Origin of the sequence: Pseudomonas sp. VD-NE ins, from assembly GCF_031882575.1 — a bacterium.
Lineage (GTDB): Bacteria > Pseudomonadota > Gammaproteobacteria > Pseudomonadales > Pseudomonadaceae > Aquipseudomonas > Aquipseudomonas fluorescens_BZ.
Map to the genome: position 1 here is coordinate 3,984,421 of NZ_CP134772.1, position 19,426 is coordinate 4,003,846.

Genomic DNA, 19,426 nt, shown 5'->3' on the forward strand with positions numbered 1-19,426 from the left:
AAAATCGGACATAACTTTTTACCACTTCAGAACATTCACTTCCTGACTTCCGCAGCTCCTGTAAGACGCGTCTGAGTTTGAAAACCACTGAACTTTTTCCTCTCCGCCATGGGTTTATTTGACGGTTACTCTGCAGACAAGACTAATCCTTTAATAAAGCCGAGTAGCCATGGCCAATCACAGTTACATGACGATCACCGGAAACCGACAAGGACTGATTTCCGGCGGATGTTCCGACACCAGTTCAATCGGCAACAAATGCCAGTTGGGTCACCTGGATGAAATCATGGTGCTGGCCTACGCACACAACATGACCGCTGGCAATAACAGTGGCGTTGGCGCCGACCGGGGCCAACACCTGCCAATCATGATCACCAAGAACATCGACAAATCCTCCCCTCTCCTGTCCGCCGCACTTCACGAACGCGAAGTGCTGGAATGCACAATATTTTTCTACCGAACCTCGCCCGCCGGCACTCAAGACAAATATTTCAAAATCCACATAACCGGTGCCAAAGTCGCCCACATCAATCTTCAAGTACCCCACGCCATTCACCTCAATGACGCACAGCCACAGGAACTGGTGTCATTCACCTATCGCGAAATCAGTTGGACGCATATTCAAGCGGGCACGTGCGGTTCTAGCACGTGGGGGAATAACGATGAATGAGGACTCATGCGACATTAACGACGTTACCCGTGCCGCGTCAGACCTGGTCGCTTTCGGCTGCCAGATTGGCGCGACCCAGTTGTACGACAGTTTCAACCAAATCAAGTTTGGCGAGATTGTGTCGTCTTATGCGAATGAAATTATTCGGGCGGTGGATGAAGGTGTTATTAGTGCGAAGCAAGGGTTGCATGAACTGAGGGAGGAGTATTCAGAGCTTTCTGCCAAATCCATATTTTATTTTCAGAATGGGGTGAGCATTGCTTCAGGAACCCTACAAATTCAGGCTGGCGCTGTAGTAATTGGATCTGGCAGAGGGAAAGGCGGCGTCATGGGCGCGCTATTACTCGGGCATGGCATCAACAACGTTTACGAGGGGGTGGGAAACATCTATCGCGGCCCCGACAACCCAAGTTTGGTAGGGCCTATGAGGATGGCTTATCAGAAAATACTTGGTGTCAAAAATGGCAATCTTGGCTATTACACAGCCGATCTATACCTATCCATTCAAGGCATGGTAAAACTCGTTAGAAAGCCTGATTCTGTGCAACTTTTTCATAAAGACCCTTTAAACTACGAGCGAGCTCACAAGCAGATGGGGAAACTAGCTTTGTCATTCGAAGCATTAGTCGACAGCTTCACGCTAAACGCAATTATAAAAGAATCAAGCCTTGAAAATAATCATATACCGAGTCCGTCAACGGCGAGAGCGAAATGAACGTTGAAAAAAACTCAAATAACAAAATATCCCAAGAAACAAAAAAAACAAGAAAAACGCCATTACCCAGTACGACACATTACTAAAGAAATCAAACTCCAAGAAAAAATTAGTAAAAATAGCGGTCGCAGTTATAGATGCAATGACTATCTCAGCCCACGCGACTTTTAAACTATAGTGTTTTTCTTCAATCACTTCTCCAGAGAGCACATTACGAAGACGAGGAACATAGTATACAAGCCCAAAAATTGCGAAAAACAAGAAAACAATCCAGAACAACATCCAGAATATCGACTCTTCGATCTCAAATAACTCACGCACACCCCCCATGAAAACCATTGCATAAAATCCGGCAGACGCGACTACCAACCCTGAAACACTAAAGTAATATCGAAGATCATCCAATCTCATAATTCAATTCCAGACATGAAAACCATCAACACAATCAATCCGAGCACGCGAGCGAAAACGTGCTCAAAAAGACCTGCACTGCAATCTCACCAAAAGGGAAAAATCTATCAAACAAAATCACAAGCAACATAATATAGAGCACACAAAGCGCAAAAGCCGCAAAGAAAAAACCAATCACAAAGCACATTTTCCGAACACTCATAATTCCCAGCACTCCTTGGCCTCGAAAAATTCGAATCACCAAGAAATCTAAACATGCCAGAAAAATCATAACGCCATTAACTTTGCATCATCACACACTGATTCAGAACTTTCGTACAAATGAAAACCATCAACCCTACAAACTTTTCCTTATTCAAAAAAAATCCGACACCTTCAAAAAAGCGTCGGATTTTTTTGCAATGCAGGGGCTTACGTGCAGCACTAATCAGAAGTTAGCCGGCGTATTCGCACTAATAATCTCAGCCTCATCCGCCCCGATATTCCTAAACTTATGCGGTAATGTCGTCGGAAAGTAATACCCATCCCCCGCATTCAACACACTCACCGACCCATCCACGGTCAACTCAACCGTACCACGCGTCACCAGCCCGCACTCCTCACCCTCAGCATGCACAATCGGCTCTTCCCCAGAACTCGCGCCCGGGGCGTATTGCTCGCGCAGCAAGCGCATCTGGCGGCTGGGTACGGAGGCGCCGATCAGTAGCAGGCGCAGGCCGTGGCGGCCGAGGTCGGGTTGTTCGTTGGCGCGGAAGACGTATTGGTGTTCGCGCGGGGGTTGGTCGAAGGTGAAGAAGTCGGCCAGAGACATCGGTATGCCTTCGAGCAGCTTTTTCAGTGAGCTGACGGAGGGGCTGACGCGATTCTGTTCGATCAGGGAGATGGTGGCATTGGTCACGCCGCTACGCCGGGCCAGCTCGCGCTGGGAGAGTTTGTAGCTTTCGCGTACTAGTTTGAGTCGAGAACCCGTATCCATGACTGCCTTATGTGAGTAGTACTTAGGCTCTGCGCGAAAACTGCCTGCGCGACGATCATGCTGCGTTAAAAACAGACTCGGAATGCTCATGTAGGGCCCTACACTCCGCTTCCTCGCCTGTTTTTGCCTTGCCTGATCGCCGCTCGGCGGTTCTCGCGCAGACCCACGGGTAATGGGGGTGGGTGGCGGGTGCCGCGCGAGGGGCGCGGATCACGTTGCTCCCGTGTCCCGGAACCGTGAAAGGCGGCTATTAAATCACGTTTGCCGATGTTGCTCAGCAGGTTCGATGGACGGTGCGGCAAAAGTCCTTCTTGCCTTGGTAATGCAGGCACTGTGGGAGCGAGCTTGCTCGCGAAAGCGGTGTGTCAGACGACATGGATGTTGGCTGTTATGGCCCCTTCGCGAGCAAGCTCGCTCCCACAGTTGGATCTCTTTTGTGTCAGTTGGCTTTGTGGCGGTTGTCAGGGCGTCATCGCTGGCAAGCCAGACTCCCGCAGGGTTCCAGGTGTTTCTGTGGGAGGGAGGGTGGCTGGGCTGGCCTCATCGCGAGCAGGCGAAGGCCTACATTTGGAGTTCTGGTGCGTCAGGTAAAAAAACCGGCGGGGTCTTGGGGACCGCCGCCGGGGAGGTAACCTAGAGGCCGAAGCGGTCGCGCAGCGAATAGTAGACGGCGCCGAGGGCGGTGAGTGGCGCGGAGAACGTGCGGCCGCCGAGCATTGGCATGTGCGGCAACGACGCAAAGGCGTCGAAACGCTCGGCGTCGCCACGGATCATTTCCGAGATCAGCTTGCCGGCAAGGTGCGAGCAGGTGACGCCGTGGCCGCTGTAGCCTTGCATGTAGTAGGCGTTCTTTTCGATGCGGCCGAATTGCGGCATGCGGGACATGGTCAGCAGGAAGTTGCCGGTCCAGCGGTAGTCGATCTTGACGTCTTTGAGCTGCGGGAAGGTCTTGAGGATCTTCGGGCGGATCAGTTGTTCGATGTCGTCCGGTTCACGCGCGCCGTAGACCACGCCGCCGCCGTAGAGCAGACGGTTGTCGGCGGTCAGACGGTAGTAATCCAACAGGTAGTTGCAGTCTTCGACGCAGTAGTTGTTGGTGATCAGGCTGCGTGCCTGCTTCTCGGTCAGCGGTTCGGTGACGACGATCTGCGAGCCGCAGGGCATGCTTTTCGCGGTCACGCGGTTGTCGAGACCTTGCGGCAGATAAGCGTTGCCAGCGATCAGCAGGTACTTGGCGCGGACCTGGCCTTTGGCTGTACGCACGACGTTAGGCTCGCCGTATTTGATTTCCACGGCCGCCGATTGCTCGTAGATCTTGCCGCCCAAACGCGTGATCGCCGCAGCTTCACCGAGGGCCAGGTTCAGCGGGTGAACGTGGCCGCCCTGCATGTCCAGCAGGCCGCCGACGTATGCATCGGAGCCGACTTCACGACGAATCTCAGCCGCGTCGAGCATCTTCAGGTTGTTGTTGCCGTAACGTTCCCAGCCGCGCTTCTGCTCGGCCAGACCGTTGAGTTGTTTCTTGTTCATCGCTGCGAAGATACCGCCCGGGCGGTAGTCGCATTGGATGTCGTATTCCTTGATGCGCGAACGGATGATGTCGGCGCCTTCGAAGATCATGCTGCCGAGAATTTCTGCAGTCTTGTCGCCGTAACGCTCTTCGATCACGTCGACGTCGCGACTGTACGAGTTGACCAGTTGGCCGCCGTTGCGACCGCTGGCGCCGTAGCCGACTTTCGCCGCTTCCAGCACCGTCACTTTGTAGCCCGCTTCGGTGAGGAACAGCGCCGAGGACAGGCCGGTGTAACCGGCGCCGATGATGCAGACATCGCACTCGACCGACTCTTCCAGAACCGGGAAGTCGATGACTTCGTTGCGAGTGGCGGCGTAGTAGCTGTTTACGTGTTGCTGTTTCATACGTTTCTCCGAGGGCCGCCAATAGAAGGCGACCACCGCTGTAATAGAGTCAGAGCTTGATCCAGGTCGCTTTCAGCTCGGTGTACTTGTCGAACGCGTGCAGCGATTTATCGCGGCCGTTGCCCGACTGTTTGAAACCACCGAACGGTGCGGTCATGTCGCCGCCGTCGTACTGGTTGACCCAGACGCTGCCGGCACGCAGGCCACGGGCGAAGGTGTGCGCCTTGCTGAGGTTGCTGGTCCACACGCCGGCAGCGAGGCCGAAGATGCTGTCGTTGGCGATCTGCAGTGCTTCTTCCGCGGTGTCGAAGGTGATCAGCGACAGCACCGGGCCAAAAATTTCTTCCTGAGCGATGGTCATCGCGTTGGTCACGCCGTCGAACAGCGCCGGTTGCACATAGAGGCCGCCGGTTTCTTCAAGGGTGCGTTGGCCGCCGGCAATCAGCTCGGCGCCCTGCTCGCGACCGATGCTGATGTAGCGCAGCACGTTGTCGAGTTGACGCTGATCGACCACGGCACCGACGGTGGTTGCCGGATCCAGTGCGTGACCCGGTTGCCACGCTTGCAGCGCTTCCACCAACAGCGGAATGAACTGCTCGCGGATCGAACGCTCGACCAGCAAGCGCGATCCCGCAGTGCACACTTCGCCCTGGTTAAAAGCAATGGCGCCGGCCGCTGCTTGTGCTGCCGCGCGCAAGTCCGGTGCGTCGGCAAACACCACGTTCGGGCTCTTGCCCCCTGCTTCGAGCCAGACGCGTTTCATGTTGCTTTGGCCGGCATAAATCATCAGCTGTTTGGCAATCGCCGTGGAGCCGGTGAAGGCCAGCACGTCGACATCCATGTGCAACGCCAGCGCCTTGCCGACGGTGTGGCCGAAGCCTGGCAGGACGTTGAACACGCCTTTCGGAATGCCGGCATCCAGCGCGAGCTGGGCGATGCGGATCGCGGTCAGTGGCGACTTTTCCGAAGGCTTGAGAATGAACGAGTTGCCCGCCGCCAGTGCTGGAGCGAATTTCCAGCTGGCCATGATCAGCGGGAAGTTCCACGGCACGATAGCCGCGACCACACCGGAAGGCTCGCGGGTGACGAGACCAAGTTGATCGTGCGGGGTGGCGGCGACTTCGTCGTAGATCTTGTCGATGGCTTCGGCGCTCCAGCGGATCGCGTTGGCGGTCGCCGGGATGTCGATGCTCATCGAATCGCTGATCGGTTTACCCATGTCGAGGGTTTCCAGCAGCGCCAGTTCTTCCTGGTGTTGCAGGATCAGATCGGCGAAGCGGATCAGGATGCGCTTGCGCTCGGCCGGGGCTTTTTTCGCCCAGATGCCGGATTCGAAAGACTGGCGCGCAACTTCAACGGCGAGGTTGGCGTCGGCTTCATCGGTGCTGGCCACGGAGGCGAGGAAACGCCCGTCGACGGGGCTCAGGCATTCGAAAGTGTCGCCACTGATGGCCGGGCGGTATTCACCGTTGATGAATGCGCGGGCTTCGATGGTCAGGGACTGGAAGCGTTGTTCCCAGTCGTTGCGGGTCGTTGTCATTGTTGTGGCTCGACGAGGGGGGAATTTGGGGGTGTCGGGTGTTGTGTCGGGTTGCTGTGTCTGGCTTGAGATGGCTGCCCTCACCCTAGCCCTCTCCCAGGGGTAGAGGGGACCGACCGGGGGATGCTCAGAATCTCCGCCGACCTGAACGACCGAGTCGAATATGGATTCGGCAAAAATCGTTCAGGTCGGCGGATTCCCCGAGCATCCCCGAATCAGTCCCCTCTCCCTCTGGGAGAGGGTTAGGGTGAGGGGCTTTTGGCTTTTGGGGCCCTCAAACACTCACACCGTATGCAGATACCAGTTGTACTCAAGGTCAGAGATCGAGTTCTCGAACTCGGCCAGCTCGCTCTCCTTACAAGCGACAAACACGTCGATGTACATCGGGTCGATGTAGCGGGCCATGACCTCACTGTCGTCCAGCTCACGCAGTGCATCGCGCAGGTTGTTCGGCAGACTTTGCTCGTTCTGCTCGTAGCTGTTGCCTTCCACCGGGGCGCCCGGTTCGATCTGGTTGGTCAGACCGTGGTGAATACCGGCCAGCACCGAAGCCATCAACAGGTACGGGTTGGCGTCAGCGCCAGCAACGCGATGCTCGATACGCACGGCGTCGGCCGAACCGGTTGGCACACGGACCGCAACGGTGCGGTTGTCGATGCCCCAGCTCGGCGAGTTCGGTACGTAGAACTGCGCGCCGAAACGGCGGTAGGAGTTGACGTTCGGGCAGAGGAACGCCATTTGCGCAGGCAGGGTCTCGAGCACACCGCCGATCGCGTGACGCAGTGCGGCGTTCTGCTCGGGATCCTCGCTGGCGAAGATGTTGTTGCCTTCTTTGTCCAGGATCGAAATGTGCACGTGCAGACCGTTGCCTGCCTGGCCCGGATACGGCTTGGCCATGAAGGTGGTGTCCATCTCGTGGTCGTAGGCGATGTTCTTCACCAGACGCTTGAGCAGGACGGCGTAGTCGCACGCCTTGATCGGGTCGGAGACGTGATGCAGGTTGACTTCGAACTGCGCCGGGGCGCTTTCCTTGACGATCGCGTCAGCCGGGATGCCCTGCTCTTTCGCGCCTTCGAGGATGTCTTGCAGGCAATCGACGTATTCGTCGAGGTCGTCGATCAGGTACACCTGAGTCGACACCGGACGCTTGCCGGACACCGGCGAACGTGGCGACTGCGGGCGGCCGTTCACGTTGTCCTGATCGATCAGATAGAACTCGAGTTCGAACGCCGCGCAGATGGTCAGACCGAGGTCGTCGAATTTGCGCACGACGTTGGCCAGCACTTCACGTGGGTCAGCGAAGAACGGCTGGCCTTCGATTTCGTGCATGGTCATTAGAAGTTGTGCGGTGGGACGCTTCTGCCACGGCTCGATGCTCAGAGTGCCGGGGATCGGGTAGCAGATGCGGTCAGCGTCGCCGATGTCCAGACCCAGGCCGGTGCTTTCCACCGTGGAGCCGTTGATGTCGAGCGCGAAAAGCGAGGCCGGCAGGTTGATGCCTTTCTCGTAAACCTTATGAAGACTGGTGCGTTCGATGCGCTTGCCGCGCACCACACCGTTCATATCCGCAATCAGAAGGTCGACGTACAAAACCTCAGGATATTTCTTAAGGAATGCGTTTGCTTCGTTGAGTTGAACGGTACGCAGAGGGACCGACATGATGCACCTATTTAGCTGTTAATTATTATGTTCACTGCTGTTTCGCAGAGCCAGTCAACCCGAACGACAAAGTGAAGTCAATAGCGAACAGATGGCCGCTCAGGGTTTATTTTTCGGGCTTTTTTTAACACTTGCGTGCCAATACAGGCGCCAGAGCCCCGAGAATCATGACGATATGATGAACGGCGTTTAGAATTTTTTACATGGCAGTTGTTAATTAAAATCAACGAGGCTAAGCTCCGGAAAAGCTCGTTCAAGTGTCAAACTTCGAGGTGAATAAAAATGGCATTCAAGCCATTGATCGGCGTTACTGCGTGCGTCAAACAGATTGGCCTGCACCCCTATCACATCAGCGGCGACAAGTACGTACGTGCTGTCAGCGTTGGCGCTAACGGGCTGCCAGTGGTCATTCCTTCCCTTGGCACCCTGACTGAAATCGAAGACCTGCTCGGTCAACTCGACGGTCTGCTGCTGACCGGCTCTCCCTCGAACGTGGAACCTTTCCACTATCAAGGCCCGGCCAGCGCCCCCGGCACGGATCACGATCCGGCGCGGGACGCCACCACCCTTCCTTTATTGCGTGCAGCCATCGCGGCGGGCGTTCCGGTGCTCGGCATTTGCCGAGGCTTCCAGGAAATGAACGTGGCGTTCGGCGGCAGCCTGCATCAGAAGGTGCACGACCTGCCGGGCATGCTCGATCACCGTGAAGCCGACAGCCCGGACGTGGCCGTGCAATACGCACCGGCCCATGCCGTGACGGTATTGAGCGGCGGCGTGTTCGAAGCGCTGGAACTGCCGGGCGAGTTCCAGGTGAACTCGATTCACAGCCAGGGCATCGACCGTCTCGCCCCAGGCCTGCGTGCCGAAGCCGTAGCGCCGGACGGTTTGATCGAGGCGATCTCGGTCGAACACAGCCCGACCTTCGCGCTCGGCGTGCAATGGCACCCGGAATGGCAAGTGCTCGACAACCCGAACTACCTGAAGATTTTCCAGGCATTCGGCGCGGCTTGCCGGCAACGGGCGGCGCGGCGCAACCAGCGCTGATCCAACCCAAGAATACGTAACGATTTACTGCCCCCTCGGAGGTCGGGTGTGCCTGCGCACATCCGTCATCCGTGAACAGCAACACCCGTAATAACAACAAGTACGACCCAGGCAGCCAGGACGGCGGCGCCGAACAAGCCGGATCGGTAGGTGCAATACCTGTTGGAACAATGCAAAACCCTGTGGGAGCTGGCTTGCCAGCGATGAGGCCGTCACCTTCAACATTAAGGGTGACTGACCCACCGCCATCGCTGGCAAGCCAGCTCCCACAGGGTATTGCGGCGATTCGACCGGGACTGCGCTTACAGGCTTGCAATCCACTTAAGCCCGGCCACATTGGCCAGGCGAACGAAACCTGTTGGGAGTTTCACATGGCAAACGCCTCCAGCACTTACAGGAAGGCACTTGAAGGTCATCAGCAACCGAAAAAGGTTCTGGTGAAAGTCGACCGTGTCACCAAGAAGTTCGACGAAACCGTGGCCGTGGACGATGTGTCCCTGGAGATCCATCAGGGCGAAATCTTTGCCCTGCTCGGCGGCTCCGGTTCGGGCAAATCGACCCTGCTGCGGATGCTCGCCGGTTTCGAGCGCCCGACTGAAGGGCGGATTCTGCTCGACGGCGTGGACATCACCGACATGCCGCCGTACGAGCGGCCGATCAACATGATGTTCCAGTCCTACGCGCTGTTCCCACACATGACCGTCGCGCAGAACATCGCCTTCGGCCTCAAGCAAGACCGTTTGCCGGCCAGTGAAATCGACGCCCGTGTCGATGAAATGCTGCGCCTTGTACACATGACTCAATACGCCAAACGCCGTCCGCACCAGTTGTCCGGTGGTCAGCGTCAGCGCGTCGCCCTCGCCCGCTCGCTGGCCAAGCGTCCGAAGTTGTTGCTGCTCGACGAGCCAATGGGCGCGCTGGATAAAAAGCTGCGTTCGCAGATGCAATTGGAACTCGTGCAAATCATCGAACGCGTCGGCGTGACGTGCGTGATGGTCACCCACGACCAGGAAGAGGCCATGACCATGGCCGAGCGCATCGCGATCATGCACCTGGGCTGGATCGCGCAGATCGGCAGCCCGGTCGACATCTATGAAGCCCCGGTCAGCCGCATGGTTTGCGAATTCATCGGCAACGTGAACGCCTTCGACGGCACCGTGGTGGAAGACCTTGAAGGTCACGCGATCATCCACAGCCCGGACTTGCAGCAGAAGATCTACGTCGGTCACGGCGTCAGCACTTCGGTGCAGGACAAGTCGGTCACCTACGCGATCCGTCCGGAAAAAATGCTCGTCAGCACCACCAAGCCGGAGTTCCGCTACAACTGGTCCGAAGGCAAGGTGCATGACATCGCCTACCTCGGCGGCCACTCAGTGTTCTACGTCGAATTGCCCGGCGGCAAAATCGTCCAGTCGTTCATGGCCAACGCCGAACGCCGTGGCGCGCGCCCGACCTGGGACGACAAAGTCTACGTCTGGTGGGAAGACGATAGCGGCGTGGTACTGCGCTCATGAGAACCTTCAATCAGCAATTCCTGCGCCTGGTGCCCAGCGGGCGAAAACTGGTGATCGGCATTCCGTTCATCTGGCTGTTCCTGTTCTTCATGCTGCCGTTCTTTCTGGTGATGAAGATCAGCTTCTCGGAAGCCGCGCTGTCGATCCCGCCCTACTCGGAGATCTACACCTACGCCGAACAGAAATTCCAGCTGCTGCTCAACATCGGCAACTACACCATGCTCGGCGAAGACGAGCTGTACCTGTCGGCCTACCTCGGTTCGCTGAAAGTCGCGGCGCTGAGCACGATGATGTGCCTGTTGATCGGTTTTCCGATGGCCTACGCGATCACCAAGACCGGCAAGGAAACGCAAAACGTCCTGCTGCTGTTGATCATGATGCCGACCTGGACCGCGATCCTGATCCGCGTTTACGCGTGGATGGGCATCCTCAGCAACAACGGTCTGCTCAACGCGTTTTTGATGTGGACGGGGCTGACCGATCACCCGATCGAGATCCTCAACACCAACACGGCCGTGTATATCGGCGTGGTTTACGCCTACCTGCCGTTCATGGTGTTGCCGCTGTACGCCAACCTCGTCAAGCACGATGGCAGCCTGCTGGAAGCCGCGCAGGACCTGGGTTCGAGCAACTTCAACAACTTCTGGAAAATCACCGTGCCGCTGGCCAAGAACGGCATCATCGCAGGCTGCATGCTGGTGTTCATTCCGGTGGTCGGTGAGTTCGTGATTCCGGAACTGCTCGGTGGCCCGGAGACGCTGATGATCGGTCGCGTGCTGTGGCAAGAGTTCTTCAATAACCGCGACTGGCCGGTGGCGTCTGCACTGGCGGTGGTGATGCTGTTGATCCTGATTGTGCCGATTCTGCTGTTCAACCGCAGCCAGGCCAAAGAGATGGAGGCACGGGGATGAAACGCTTCGGTTTTTCCAAGTTCATGCTGATCTTCGGCCTGATGTTCATTTATCTGCCGATGCTGATTCTGGTGATCTACTCGTTCAACGCCTCGAAACTGGTGACGGTGTGGGGTGGCTGGTCGGTGAAGTGGTACGTCGGTTTGCTCGACAACACGCAACTGATGGGCTCGGTGGTGCGCTCGCTGGAAATCGCCTGCTACACCGCGATTGCCGCCGTGGCGCTGGGCACCCTCGCCGCCTTCGTGCTGACTCGCGTCACGCGCTTCAAGGGCCGCACGCTGTTTGGTGGTCTGGTCACTGCGCCGCTGGTGATGCCTGAGGTGATCACCGGTCTGTCGCTGTTGCTGCTATTCGTGGCCATGGCGCAACTGATCGGCTGGCCGCAGGAGCGTGGCATCGTCACGATCTGGATCGCTCACACCACGTTTTGTGCCGCTTATGTCGCGGTGGTAGTCTCCGCCCGCCTTCGCGAGCTGGATCTGTCGATCGAAGAAGCAGCGATGGATCTCGGTGCGAAGCCGTTCAAGGTGTTTTTCCTGATCACCATTCCAATGATTGCGCCGTCGCTGGCGGCGGGCGGGATGATGTCGTTCGCCTTGTCGCTGGATGACCTGGTGTTGGCCAGCTTCGTCTCCGGGCCGGGTTCGACGACCCTGCCGATGGAAGTGTTCTCGGCGGTGCGTCTGGGCGTGAAGCCTGAGATCAACGCCGTCGCCAGCCTGATTCTGCTGGCGGTGTCGCTGGTGACCTTCCTGGTCTGGTACTTCGGCCGCAAGGCAGAAGCCAACCGTAAGCGAGCGATTCAGGAAGCGATGGATCAGACCGCGAACGAGTCGTGGCAGCAACCGCAACAAGCCGCCACCGCTTGACCTGTAGGAGCTGCGGCACGCTGCGATCTTTTGATCTTGATGTGAAAGATCAAAAGATCGCAGCCTCGTTTCACTCGACAGCTCCTACACAAATGTAGTCAGCCCCTCGGTCAGTCCCCTCTCCCCCTGGGAGAGGGTTAGGGTGAGGGGGCTTTGCGTAACGTGAATAAAAAGAATGGAGTTGTACCGATGAAAATGTTTGGCAGGACTCTGCTGACACTGTCCTTAATGGGCGCAATGGTTATGGGCGCCCAGGCCAACGACAAGGTGCTGCGTGTTTACAACTGGTCCGATTACATCGCGCCAGACACCGTCAAGAAGTTCGAAGAAGAGACCGGCATCCGCGTGACCTACGACGTCTTCGACAGCAACGAAACCCTTGAGGCGCGTTTGCTGGCGGGCAAATCCGGCTACGACCTGGTCGTGCCGTCGAACAGTTTCCTGGCCAAGCAGATCAAGGCCGGCGTCTATCAGACCCTGGACAAATCGAAGCTGCCGAACTGGAAGAATCTCAACCCGGTGCTGCTGAAAAATGCCGCCGCCAGTGATCCGGACAACGCCCACGCGTTCCCGTACATGTGGGGCTCGATCGGCATCGGTTTCAACCCGGCCAAGGTCAAGGAAGTGCTCGGCGCCAACGCCCCGACCAATTCCTGGGACTTGCTGTTCAAACCGGAAAACGCTGAAAAACTGAAAGCCTGCGGCATCAGTTTCCTCGACTCGCCGACCGAAATGATCCCGGCCGCCCTGCACTATCTGGGCTACCCGGTGAACGACAAGGACACCGCGCACATCAAGGAGGCCGAGGCGCTGTTCATGAAAATCCGCCCGAACGTGGCCTACTTCCACTCCTCGAAATACATCTCGGATCTGGCCAACGGCAACATCTGCGTCGCGGTCGGTTACTCCGGCGACGTGCTGCAAGCCAAGGCCCGCGCGGTGGAATCGGGCAACAACGTGGTGATCGATTACAGCATTCCCAAGGAAGGCGCCGGCAGCTTCTACGACATGGTCGCCATCCCGCGTGATGCGGCGAACGTCGAGAACGCTTACCTGTTCATGGACTTCCTGATGCGCCCGGACATCATCGCCGAGATCACCAACAGCAACGGCTACAGCAACGCCAACGCAGCGGCCACGCCATTGGTGGATGAAGCGATCCGCAACGACCCGGGTTCGTACCCGTCGCAAGCGGTGATGGCGACGCTGTATGCGGTGCCGGATCAGCCGATTGCCACGCAGCGAATCATGACCCGTGGCTGGACCCGGGTGAAACTCGGTAAGTGAGCCGATGATCGTTCCCACGCTCCGCGTGGGAATGCAGTCCGGGACGCTCTGCGTCCCAAAGCGTGACGCGGAGCGTCACAAGAGGCATTCCCACGCAGAGCGTGGGAACGATCAGTGTAAACATTTCCCGTTCACGCAGCGCCTTACCACCGCTGCACCCTGCAATGAACGGCCTCACCTGGCTCCCTCGGTCAAGGTGAATTTCAGGCGCCCTCGGGCGCCTTTTTTTGTGCCTTCAGATCAGCGGCCAATCTTGCAGGATCCGATAGCGGCCCTTGTGTGATTCGAACAGGGCGAAGCGTTCGGCACGCAGGAAAAACTCCGGCGGCGTAGCGGATTCCGGTTCCGGCGCGCGGTAGTCTCGGGCCAGCGTCAGGTGCGGGCGAAACTCGCGGGGCGTCTCTTCAAAGCCAAACGGCAACATCGCCTGCTCCAGCGCATAGACCAAGCGCAACAACGTTTGCGGAGCCTGCTCAGGCGCCAGCGACAACACCCCGGCGCGATGCCAGACCTGCAAGCGATCCAGCGCAATCTTCAATGGCTCACCCGGCGTGCGTACGTGCCCGGCCGCCTCGCAGACTTCATTGATCTGCGCCAATGGCACGGCGCCGAGAAACAGCAACGTCAGATGAAAGTTGTCCGCCGGCACCGGCTTACCGGTGCGCAACCCCAACTCCACTCGCCATTGTGCAATCGCCTTGCGTTGCACCGCCGGGCAATCGAGGGCGAAAAACAGTCGCTTCGCTTCATCGGTCATGGCCCTGCTCCCCTGTTCATCGTGATCCGCCGGATTCTACACAGCCTGACCAGACGACTCGTGACAGGAAGCTATAGTTCAAGGATTGCCATCAACCGGAGGCCGCCATGCGCGAGGTCCTCAGCAAAGAACCGTGGTGGGCCCGCCCGCCCAATCCCGGGCAGGATGAAAGTGAACTGGAATGGGGCTGGCTGGTGCATTACAGCGAGGGTGAGCCGCGCTTCGAGTTCGTCCGTGAACGGCCGACGGACGAGCAGATCCGCGACCGCAAAAGCTGCCGCATCACCCCCTCACCCGAGTGAACACAGTACCTGTAGGCCTTCGCCTGCTCGCGATAGCGGCAGGTCTCCCAATGAGGTGTTGAATGTGCAGACGCCATCGCTGGCAAGCCAGCTCCCACAGGGTCGTGCGGTGCGCCCACCATTGCTGGCTTCACACAAAACCTGTGGGAGCTGGCTTGCCAGCGATAGCGGTAGGTCAGGCAATGATGATTTTGAATGTACGGGCGCCATCGCGAGTACACGAAAGCCTACAAGAGATTTTGCGTTGGCCTCAGGGTTCGAGGATGTTTTTGAAGCCGCCAAAAATCATGCGTTGGCCATCAAACCCCATCGGGTTGACGTCGGGTTGCATGCGCGGGTCTTCCATCATTTTTGCCATGCCGGCATCACGGGTGGTTTTGTCCGGCCAGATCAGCCAGCCGGACGACACCGTTTCGCCCTCCTTGAGTTTGACCGCCATCGGAAATGACGTGACCTTGCCCTCCGGCACGTCATCGCCCCAGCACTGCATCACATCCTGTGCACCATATTCCTTGAACAGTTTCGCCGCGATTTCACAGTGCTTTTTGTACTGCTCAAGGTTGGCAGTCGGCACCGGCGCCACAAAAATATCGATGTAAGCCATGATCATTCTCCTTGCACGTTGGGTTCGATCTGCTGGTTAGTCGATTGCGGTGGCTGCCATTCGACAGCATTCACACCCAAGCCGACCGACGGTTCATCGCCCCCACCCAGATTGCGTTCGACCTGCCCGGCCATGTGCAGCGTGCCGGCCATGACGCCGGTGGTCGGGTTCTGCACCAGTTTCAGCCAGGCCTTGTCGAAGGTGCTGCCCAGGCTGCTGCGGATCAACGCTTCGCTGTCCGGCCGGTCATTGGCCTGAATGATCGCGCGAATGCCCGCCACACCGACCGAAATCAGCCCTCCGGCCAGTTTTCCTGCCGCAGCAGCCACCGCACTGGCGGCGCCGCGCGGGGCCATTTCCGCCTCCATACGCTGGCTCGCGCGCTTGGCCACCGGGGCCATGCCAGCGTCAGTCGAGGCGATACCCTTGGCGCCGCCGTCAGTGTGAATCTTGTCGATCAGAGCGGCGTAGGCCGGCAAGGTGTTCAACGGTTCCGTGCTGATCACTTGAAACAACGAGGCGTCTCGCGCCGGCGGCGGGCCCAGCGCGATGGCGGGGACTTTCTGCAAGCGTCCGTTGAGCTGACCAACGGGCACACCATGACGTTGGGCGATGAGCGGCATCTGCTGCGCCATCAACTGCGCATAGAACGCCGTGGCCTGCCCGAGAATCGCATCCGGATCGATCTCCACCGCCACCGGCGCCAGCACCCTTTCCTGATATTGCTCAAGCAGATACGCCGCCAGCCGCTTGGCCGACGCGTCCTGTTCGCCACCGGCATTGATCGTGTACCAACTGACCTTCATCGACAGCCATTCCTGGGTCCAGTAGCTGCTGAACCACGGGATGAAATTTTCTTCAGTTTGCTGATAGACCCGAGTGCGCCAATGTTCCATTGAGCCACGGGCAAAGACTTTGACTTGCTCGGTGGACTGCTGCGAAGCGCTGACGATTTCCCGGTCGATCTGCTGCCAGGTAGCTGGCGAGACAAACACAGCCTGCGGCGCCGACACCGGCGCCCGCGCCGAAGTGGCGCAGCCGGCCAGCAACAACAATGCGGCGACGAGCAGCGCACGCGGGTTCACGGTGGCGGTGTCCTTGAAAATCCGGGGAGACAGATTTGAGTATAGGTGGGTCAATTGAGCCTGATGTTGGATGTACCGGCCTCATCGCTGGCAAGCCAGCTCCCACAAGGATTTCCAGCGGCCGCAGATTTTGTAAACACCTCAGAACCTGTGGGAGCTGGCTTGCCAGCGATGCGGCCATCTGCAACACACCGAAACCCCAACCATCACTGCCATCGATATTCACCATCGCCACGATTGCCTTCCGCTCGCCGACCATGAAAGGCACGATTAAGCCATCCGAAACACAACGAGGAGTTCACAGCATGATTCACACCCACGTCACACTCTCCGTGAGTTTCCCGGTGTTCGGCAGCAACTATTACGACCAGCACGCCGTGTCGCACAAGGCCCAGGCACTGGTGTTCAACGAAGATTTCGAAGATCTGCTGATGCCCGCCGCCACCAATCATTTCAGCAATGAAGTGGTCGGCATCAACGATCAGTTCCGTTTTCTGAGCGACATTCTCGCCACCCATTTGCTGGACATCGAGGCTTCCATGCCTGCGCGATCCAGCGTCCGGGCGAGCGCTCACTTTTCTTGAGTATCGAGGGTTAAACAAAGAGGGCGTCCCATCGCGGGACGCCCTCTTGCGTTCAATCAGTCATCATCCCGATCACGGTAGTAACGACGCCCGTCGCGGCGATCATCGCGATCATCCCAGCGCCGGTCATGGTCGTAATTGCGACCGTGATCGCGGTCGTAATGCCGGCCATGGCGGTGGTCATCATCAAAATCCGCGACACAGCCGCCGAGCAATACGGCAGCGGTCACGGTCAGCAGCATCGTTGTTGCGCGCTTCATTCAACACTTCCCTAAAACCAAGGTCTTGACGACGGAATCGGCCACGCTGCCCACGCCTTCAGGACGCGGTGCGCGCAGCCGCAGATACGACCGGGCAAAACGCCGTTGATTCAGTGGCCACTATCGACCGTTTGTCGCCCCGCCCGCACTGCCCGAGCGGCGGCGAAATGCCACCTATACTCCTTGCAACCAAGCCCCACGCAATGGATCTGCGCCCTCAATAACAACAAGCAGAGGTGGACCATGGTCTGGCAGCAAATTTACGACCCGTTCGGCAACCCGGTGATCTCCACGCTCATGGCCGCCGTACCGGTGGTGGTGATGCTCGCGGCGCTGGCGTTCTTTCATGTCAAAGCGCATCTCGCGGCGCTGCTGGCGCTGGCGTCCGCCCTGCTGATTTCGATTTTCGCCTTCGGCATGCCTGCGAGCATGGCTGGCTCTGCGGCGTTGTTTGGCGCGGCGAATGGCTTGCTGCCAATCGGCTGGATCGTCCTCAACATCATCTTTCTGCATCGCCTGACCACCGAGAACGGCTCGTTCAAAGTGCTGCAGGATTCTCTCGCACGCATCACCGATGATCGCCGTTTGCAGTTGCTGCTGATCGCGTTCTGCTTCGGTGCGTTTTTCGAAGGTGCGGCGGGGTTTGGCACGCCGGTGGCGGTGACCGGGGCGATTCTGATTGGTCTGGGTTTTTCGCCGTTGGCTGCGTCGGGTCTGGCGCTGATCGCCAACACCGCGCCAGTGGCCTTCGGCGCGCTAGGCACACCGATCATTACCTTGGCCAAAGTCACCGGGCTGGATGAAATGGAGCTGTCGATGATGGTCGGTCGGCAGTTGCCGTTTTTCTCGGTGCTGGTGCCGTTCTGGCTGATCTGGGCGTTTGCCGGGTGGCGCAAGATGCTGGAGATCTGGCCGGCGATTCTGGTGGCCGGGGTCAGCTTCGCCGTGCCGCAGTTTCTGGTGTCGAACTACCACGGGCCGATGCTGGTGGACGTGATCGCCGCGCTGATTTCCATGGCCTGTCTGACCTTGTTTTTGAAGGTGTGGAAACCGGCGACCATTCACACCTCGGCAGCGCTGTCAGGGCGGGTCGACAATTCCAGAGTCGAGGAAGAAAAAGTCACCGCCAGCGCCGCGTTCAGCGATCAGGCGCGCCCGGCAGTCATGCGTGCGTGGATGCCGTGGATCATCCTCACCGTGTTCGTGTTTGCCTGGGGCACGCAGGGCTTCAAGAATATGTTCGACGTGCGCCCGGCGATTGATCCGGTCACGCACTCGGCCAAACTCGACCCCTCGGGCAAACCGGTGAACGAGGCTAATCCGATCTTCGCACCGGCGGTGACCTTCACCACCTTGCACCTTCAGATCGAAAAAGTGCCGCCGGTGGTGGCCGCACCGAAGGCTGAAGAAGCGGTGTACAAATTCACCTGGTTCACCGCCACCGGCAGCGGGATTCTGCTGGCAGCGATTGTCGGCGGCTTGCTGATGGGCTATTCGATTCCGCAATTGATCAAGCAATACCTGCGCACGTTGTGGGTGGTGCGGTTTTCGTTGATCACGATTGCGGCGATGTTGGCGCTGGGGTTCCTCACGCGCTATTCAGGGCTCGACGCGACCATGGGTCTGGCGTTTGCGGCGACGGGGATTTTCTATCCGATGTTCGGCACATTGCTCGGTTGGCTGGGTGTGGCGTTGACCGGTTCGGATACCGCGTCGAACGTATTGTTTGGTGGTTTGCAGCGAGTAACTTCGGAACAGCTCGGCATCAGTCCGATCCTCATGGCAGCGGCGAACAGTTCCGGCGGGGTGATGGGCAAAATGGTCGATGCGCAATCGATCGTGGTCGCCTCCACCGCGACGCGTTGGTATGGGCATGAGGGCGAGATTTTGCGCTACGTGTTCTTTCACTCGATTGTGCTGGCGATCCTGGTCGGCGGGCTGGTGACGTTGCAGGCGTATGTGGCGCCGTTTACTTCGATGGTGGTGGGCGGGCATTGAGGCTGGATGTTCTGGCCTCATCGCTGGCAAGCCAGCTCCCACAGGGACTCATGCTGTAAACACAATTTCATTCACAACATCGAAACCTGTGGGAGCTGGCTTGCCAGCGATGAGGCACTGACATTCAACACTCATGTTGACTGACAAGACGCTATCGCGAGCAGGCTCGCTCCTACAGTGGATCTGTGTTAGTTGGACGATTAATGAGCCACCTGCATAACTCTATAGCGAAAATCCGACAAAACCTTTTCCTCTTTCCGGCAGTCACTCCTTAACGAGACCGGCGATGACGCTGGCTGCCCGTTTGGGCCATCCACGAC

At 58.1% G+C, this 19,426-nt stretch carries 18 protein-coding genes; 10 read left to right on the forward strand and 8 right to left on the reverse strand.

All coding sequences use genetic code 11. From position 1 onward, the window contains the following. Positions 1-169: 169 nt before the first annotated feature. Positions 170-670 (forward strand): Hcp family type VI secretion system effector, encoded by a 501-nt coding sequence (locus RMV17_RS17650; protein ID WP_311881459.1) that lies wholly within the window; start codon positions 170-172, stop codon positions 668-670. Next, positions 663-1,385 (forward strand): DUF4225 domain-containing protein, encoded by a 723-nt coding sequence (locus tag RMV17_RS17655; protein WP_311881460.1) that lies wholly within the window; start codon positions 663-665, stop codon positions 1,383-1,385. Before RMV17_RS17650 ends, RMV17_RS17655 begins: the two co-directional genes overlap by 8 nt. 838 nt (positions 1,386-2,223) lie before the next feature. On the opposite strand, the gene RMV17_RS17660 is transcribed toward RMV17_RS17655, so the two are convergent. The 4 genes from RMV17_RS17660 to RMV17_RS17675 all read right to left on the reverse strand — a co-directional run bounded on the left by RMV17_RS17660 (position 2,224) and on the right by RMV17_RS17675 (position 7,888). After that, on the reverse strand, positions 2,224-2,772 hold the full coding sequence (locus RMV17_RS17660) for a cupin domain-containing protein (protein WP_007950154.1): 549 nt from the start codon (positions 2,770-2,772) through the stop codon (positions 2,224-2,226). A 633-nt stretch (positions 2,773-3,405) separates the two neighbouring features. Beyond that, positions 3,406-4,689, reverse strand: a complete 1,284-nt coding sequence (locus tag RMV17_RS17665; protein ID WP_034155536.1) for an FAD-binding oxidoreductase — start codon at positions 4,687-4,689, stop codon at positions 3,406-3,408. Positions 4,690-4,738: 49 nt separating this feature from the next. After that, complete coding sequence (locus RMV17_RS17670) at positions 4,739-6,229, reverse strand: aldehyde dehydrogenase (RefSeq protein ID WP_223027758.1); 1,491 nt, start codon at positions 6,227-6,229, stop codon at positions 4,739-4,741. A gap of 282 nt (positions 6,230-6,511) precedes the next feature. Then, complete coding sequence (locus RMV17_RS17675; protein WP_007918694.1) at positions 6,512-7,888, reverse strand: glutamine synthetase family protein; 1,377 nt, start codon at positions 7,886-7,888, stop codon at positions 6,512-6,514. A 282-nt stretch (positions 7,889-8,170) separates the two neighbouring features. Between RMV17_RS17675 and RMV17_RS17680 the strand changes: the two genes are divergently transcribed. The 5 genes from RMV17_RS17680 (at position 8,171) to RMV17_RS17700 (ending at position 13,516) form a co-directional block, all read left to right on the forward strand. Next, a complete protein-coding gene (locus RMV17_RS17680) occupies positions 8,171-8,932 on the forward strand; it encodes a gamma-glutamyl-gamma-aminobutyrate hydrolase family protein (RefSeq protein ID WP_311881463.1) in 762 nt (253 codons plus the stop codon). Between the two features lie 371 nt (positions 8,933-9,303). Further along, entirely contained in the window at positions 9,304-10,446 is a 1,143-nt protein-coding gene (locus RMV17_RS17685; RefSeq protein WP_077572275.1) for an ABC transporter ATP-binding protein, read from the forward strand. Positions 10,447-10,475: 29 nt separating this feature from the next. Then, positions 10,476-11,357, forward strand: a complete 882-nt coding sequence (locus RMV17_RS17690) for an ABC transporter permease subunit (RefSeq protein WP_371042493.1) — start codon at positions 10,476-10,478, stop codon at positions 11,355-11,357. Further along, positions 11,354-12,229 (forward strand): ABC transporter permease subunit, encoded by an 876-nt coding sequence (locus RMV17_RS17695; RefSeq protein WP_034155531.1) that lies wholly within the window; start codon positions 11,354-11,356, stop codon positions 12,227-12,229. The genes RMV17_RS17690 and RMV17_RS17695 overlap by 4 nt, the downstream gene beginning before the upstream one ends. Positions 12,230-12,418: 189 nt before the next feature. Beyond that, the gene (locus RMV17_RS17700) at positions 12,419-13,516 is read left to right on the forward strand and encodes a polyamine ABC transporter substrate-binding protein (RefSeq protein ID WP_108226929.1); all 1,098 of its coding nucleotides are present in this window, start codon (positions 12,419-12,421) and stop codon (positions 13,514-13,516) included. A 235-nt stretch (positions 13,517-13,751) separates the two neighbouring features. Here the strand turns inward: RMV17_RS17700 and thpR are convergent, their stop codons facing one another. Further along, on the reverse strand, positions 13,752-14,273 hold the full coding sequence (gene thpR / locus RMV17_RS17705; RefSeq protein ID WP_311881465.1) for an RNA 2',3'-cyclic phosphodiesterase: 522 nt from the start codon (positions 14,271-14,273) through the stop codon (positions 13,752-13,754). A 107-nt stretch (positions 14,274-14,380) separates the two neighbouring features. Here thpR and RMV17_RS17710 point away from each other — a divergent pair, with 107 nt between their 5' ends. Continuing rightward, positions 14,381-14,575, forward strand: a complete 195-nt coding sequence (locus tag RMV17_RS17710) for a hypothetical protein (protein WP_034155528.1) — start codon at positions 14,381-14,383, stop codon at positions 14,573-14,575. Positions 14,576-14,825: 250 nt separating this feature from the next. Here the strand turns inward: RMV17_RS17710 and RMV17_RS17715 are convergent, their stop codons facing one another. Both RMV17_RS17715 and RMV17_RS17720 read right to left on the reverse strand, forming a co-directional pair. Further along, positions 14,826-15,179, reverse strand: coding sequence for a DUF1428 domain-containing protein (locus RMV17_RS17715; protein ID WP_311881466.1), 354 nt, complete (start codon positions 15,177-15,179; stop codon positions 14,826-14,828). 2 nt (positions 15,180-15,181) lie between these two features. Beyond that, the gene (locus RMV17_RS17720; RefSeq protein ID WP_311881468.1) at positions 15,182-16,264 is read right to left on the reverse strand and encodes a hypothetical protein; all 1,083 of its coding nucleotides are present in this window, start codon (positions 16,262-16,264) and stop codon (positions 15,182-15,184) included. Between the two features lie 305 nt (positions 16,265-16,569). Here RMV17_RS17720 and RMV17_RS17725 point away from each other — a divergent pair, with 305 nt between their 5' ends. Further along, positions 16,570-16,848, forward strand: a complete 279-nt coding sequence (locus RMV17_RS17725) for a hypothetical protein (protein WP_034155525.1) — start codon at positions 16,570-16,572, stop codon at positions 16,846-16,848. Positions 16,849-16,904: 56 nt separating this feature from the next. Here the strand turns inward: RMV17_RS17725 and RMV17_RS17730 are convergent, their stop codons facing one another. Further along, positions 16,905-17,108 (reverse strand): hypothetical protein, encoded by a 204-nt coding sequence (locus RMV17_RS17730; protein ID WP_007918829.1) that lies wholly within the window; start codon positions 17,106-17,108, stop codon positions 16,905-16,907. Between the two features lie 243 nt (positions 17,109-17,351). Between RMV17_RS17730 and RMV17_RS17735 the strand changes: the two genes are divergently transcribed. Further along, positions 17,352-19,106 (forward strand): L-lactate permease, encoded by a 1,755-nt coding sequence (locus tag RMV17_RS17735; protein ID WP_311881470.1) that lies wholly within the window; start codon positions 17,352-17,354, stop codon positions 19,104-19,106. Positions 19,107-19,426 lie beyond the last annotated feature (320 nt).

Bases quoted from the DNA above. Each gene is read 5' to 3' on its own strand.
- RMV17_RS17650 (WP_311881459.1), top strand. From the start codon at position 170: ATGGCCAATCACAGTTACATGACGATCACCGGAAACCGACAAGGACTG.
- RMV17_RS17655 (WP_311881460.1), top strand. From the start codon at position 663: ATGAATGAGGACTCATGCGACATTAACGACGTTACCCGTGCCGCGTCA.
- RMV17_RS17660 (WP_007950154.1), bottom strand. From the start codon at position 2,772: ATGGATACGGGTTCTCGACTCAAACTAGTACGCGAAAGCTACAAACTC.
- RMV17_RS17665 (WP_034155536.1), bottom strand. From the start codon at position 4,689: ATGAAACAGCAACACGTAAACAGCTACTACGCCGCCACTCGCAACGAA.
- RMV17_RS17670 (WP_223027758.1), bottom strand. From the start codon at position 6,229: ATGACAACGACCCGCAACGACTGGGAACAACGCTTCCAGTCCCTGACC.
- RMV17_RS17675 (WP_007918694.1), bottom strand. From the start codon at position 7,888: ATGTCGGTCCCTCTGCGTACCGTTCAACTCAACGAAGCAAACGCATTC.
- RMV17_RS17680 (WP_311881463.1), top strand. From the start codon at position 8,171: ATGGCATTCAAGCCATTGATCGGCGTTACTGCGTGCGTCAAACAGATT.
- RMV17_RS17685 (WP_077572275.1), top strand. From the start codon at position 9,304: ATGGCAAACGCCTCCAGCACTTACAGGAAGGCACTTGAAGGTCATCAG.
- RMV17_RS17695 (WP_034155531.1), top strand. From the start codon at position 11,354: ATGAAACGCTTCGGTTTTTCCAAGTTCATGCTGATCTTCGGCCTGATG.
- RMV17_RS17700 (WP_108226929.1), top strand. From the start codon at position 12,419: ATGAAAATGTTTGGCAGGACTCTGCTGACACTGTCCTTAATGGGCGCA.
- thpR (WP_311881465.1), bottom strand. From the start codon at position 14,273: ATGACCGATGAAGCGAAGCGACTGTTTTTCGCCCTCGATTGCCCGGCG.
- RMV17_RS17710 (WP_034155528.1), top strand. From the start codon at position 14,381: ATGCGCGAGGTCCTCAGCAAAGAACCGTGGTGGGCCCGCCCGCCCAAT.
- RMV17_RS17715 (WP_311881466.1), bottom strand. From the start codon at position 15,179: ATGGCTTACATCGATATTTTTGTGGCGCCGGTGCCGACTGCCAACCTT.
- RMV17_RS17725 (WP_034155525.1), top strand. From the start codon at position 16,570: ATGATTCACACCCACGTCACACTCTCCGTGAGTTTCCCGGTGTTCGGC.
- RMV17_RS17730 (WP_007918829.1), bottom strand. From the start codon at position 17,108: ATGAAGCGCGCAACAACGATGCTGCTGACCGTGACCGCTGCCGTATTG.
- RMV17_RS17735 (WP_311881470.1), top strand. From the start codon at position 17,352: ATGGTCTGGCAGCAAATTTACGACCCGTTCGGCAACCCGGTGATCTCC.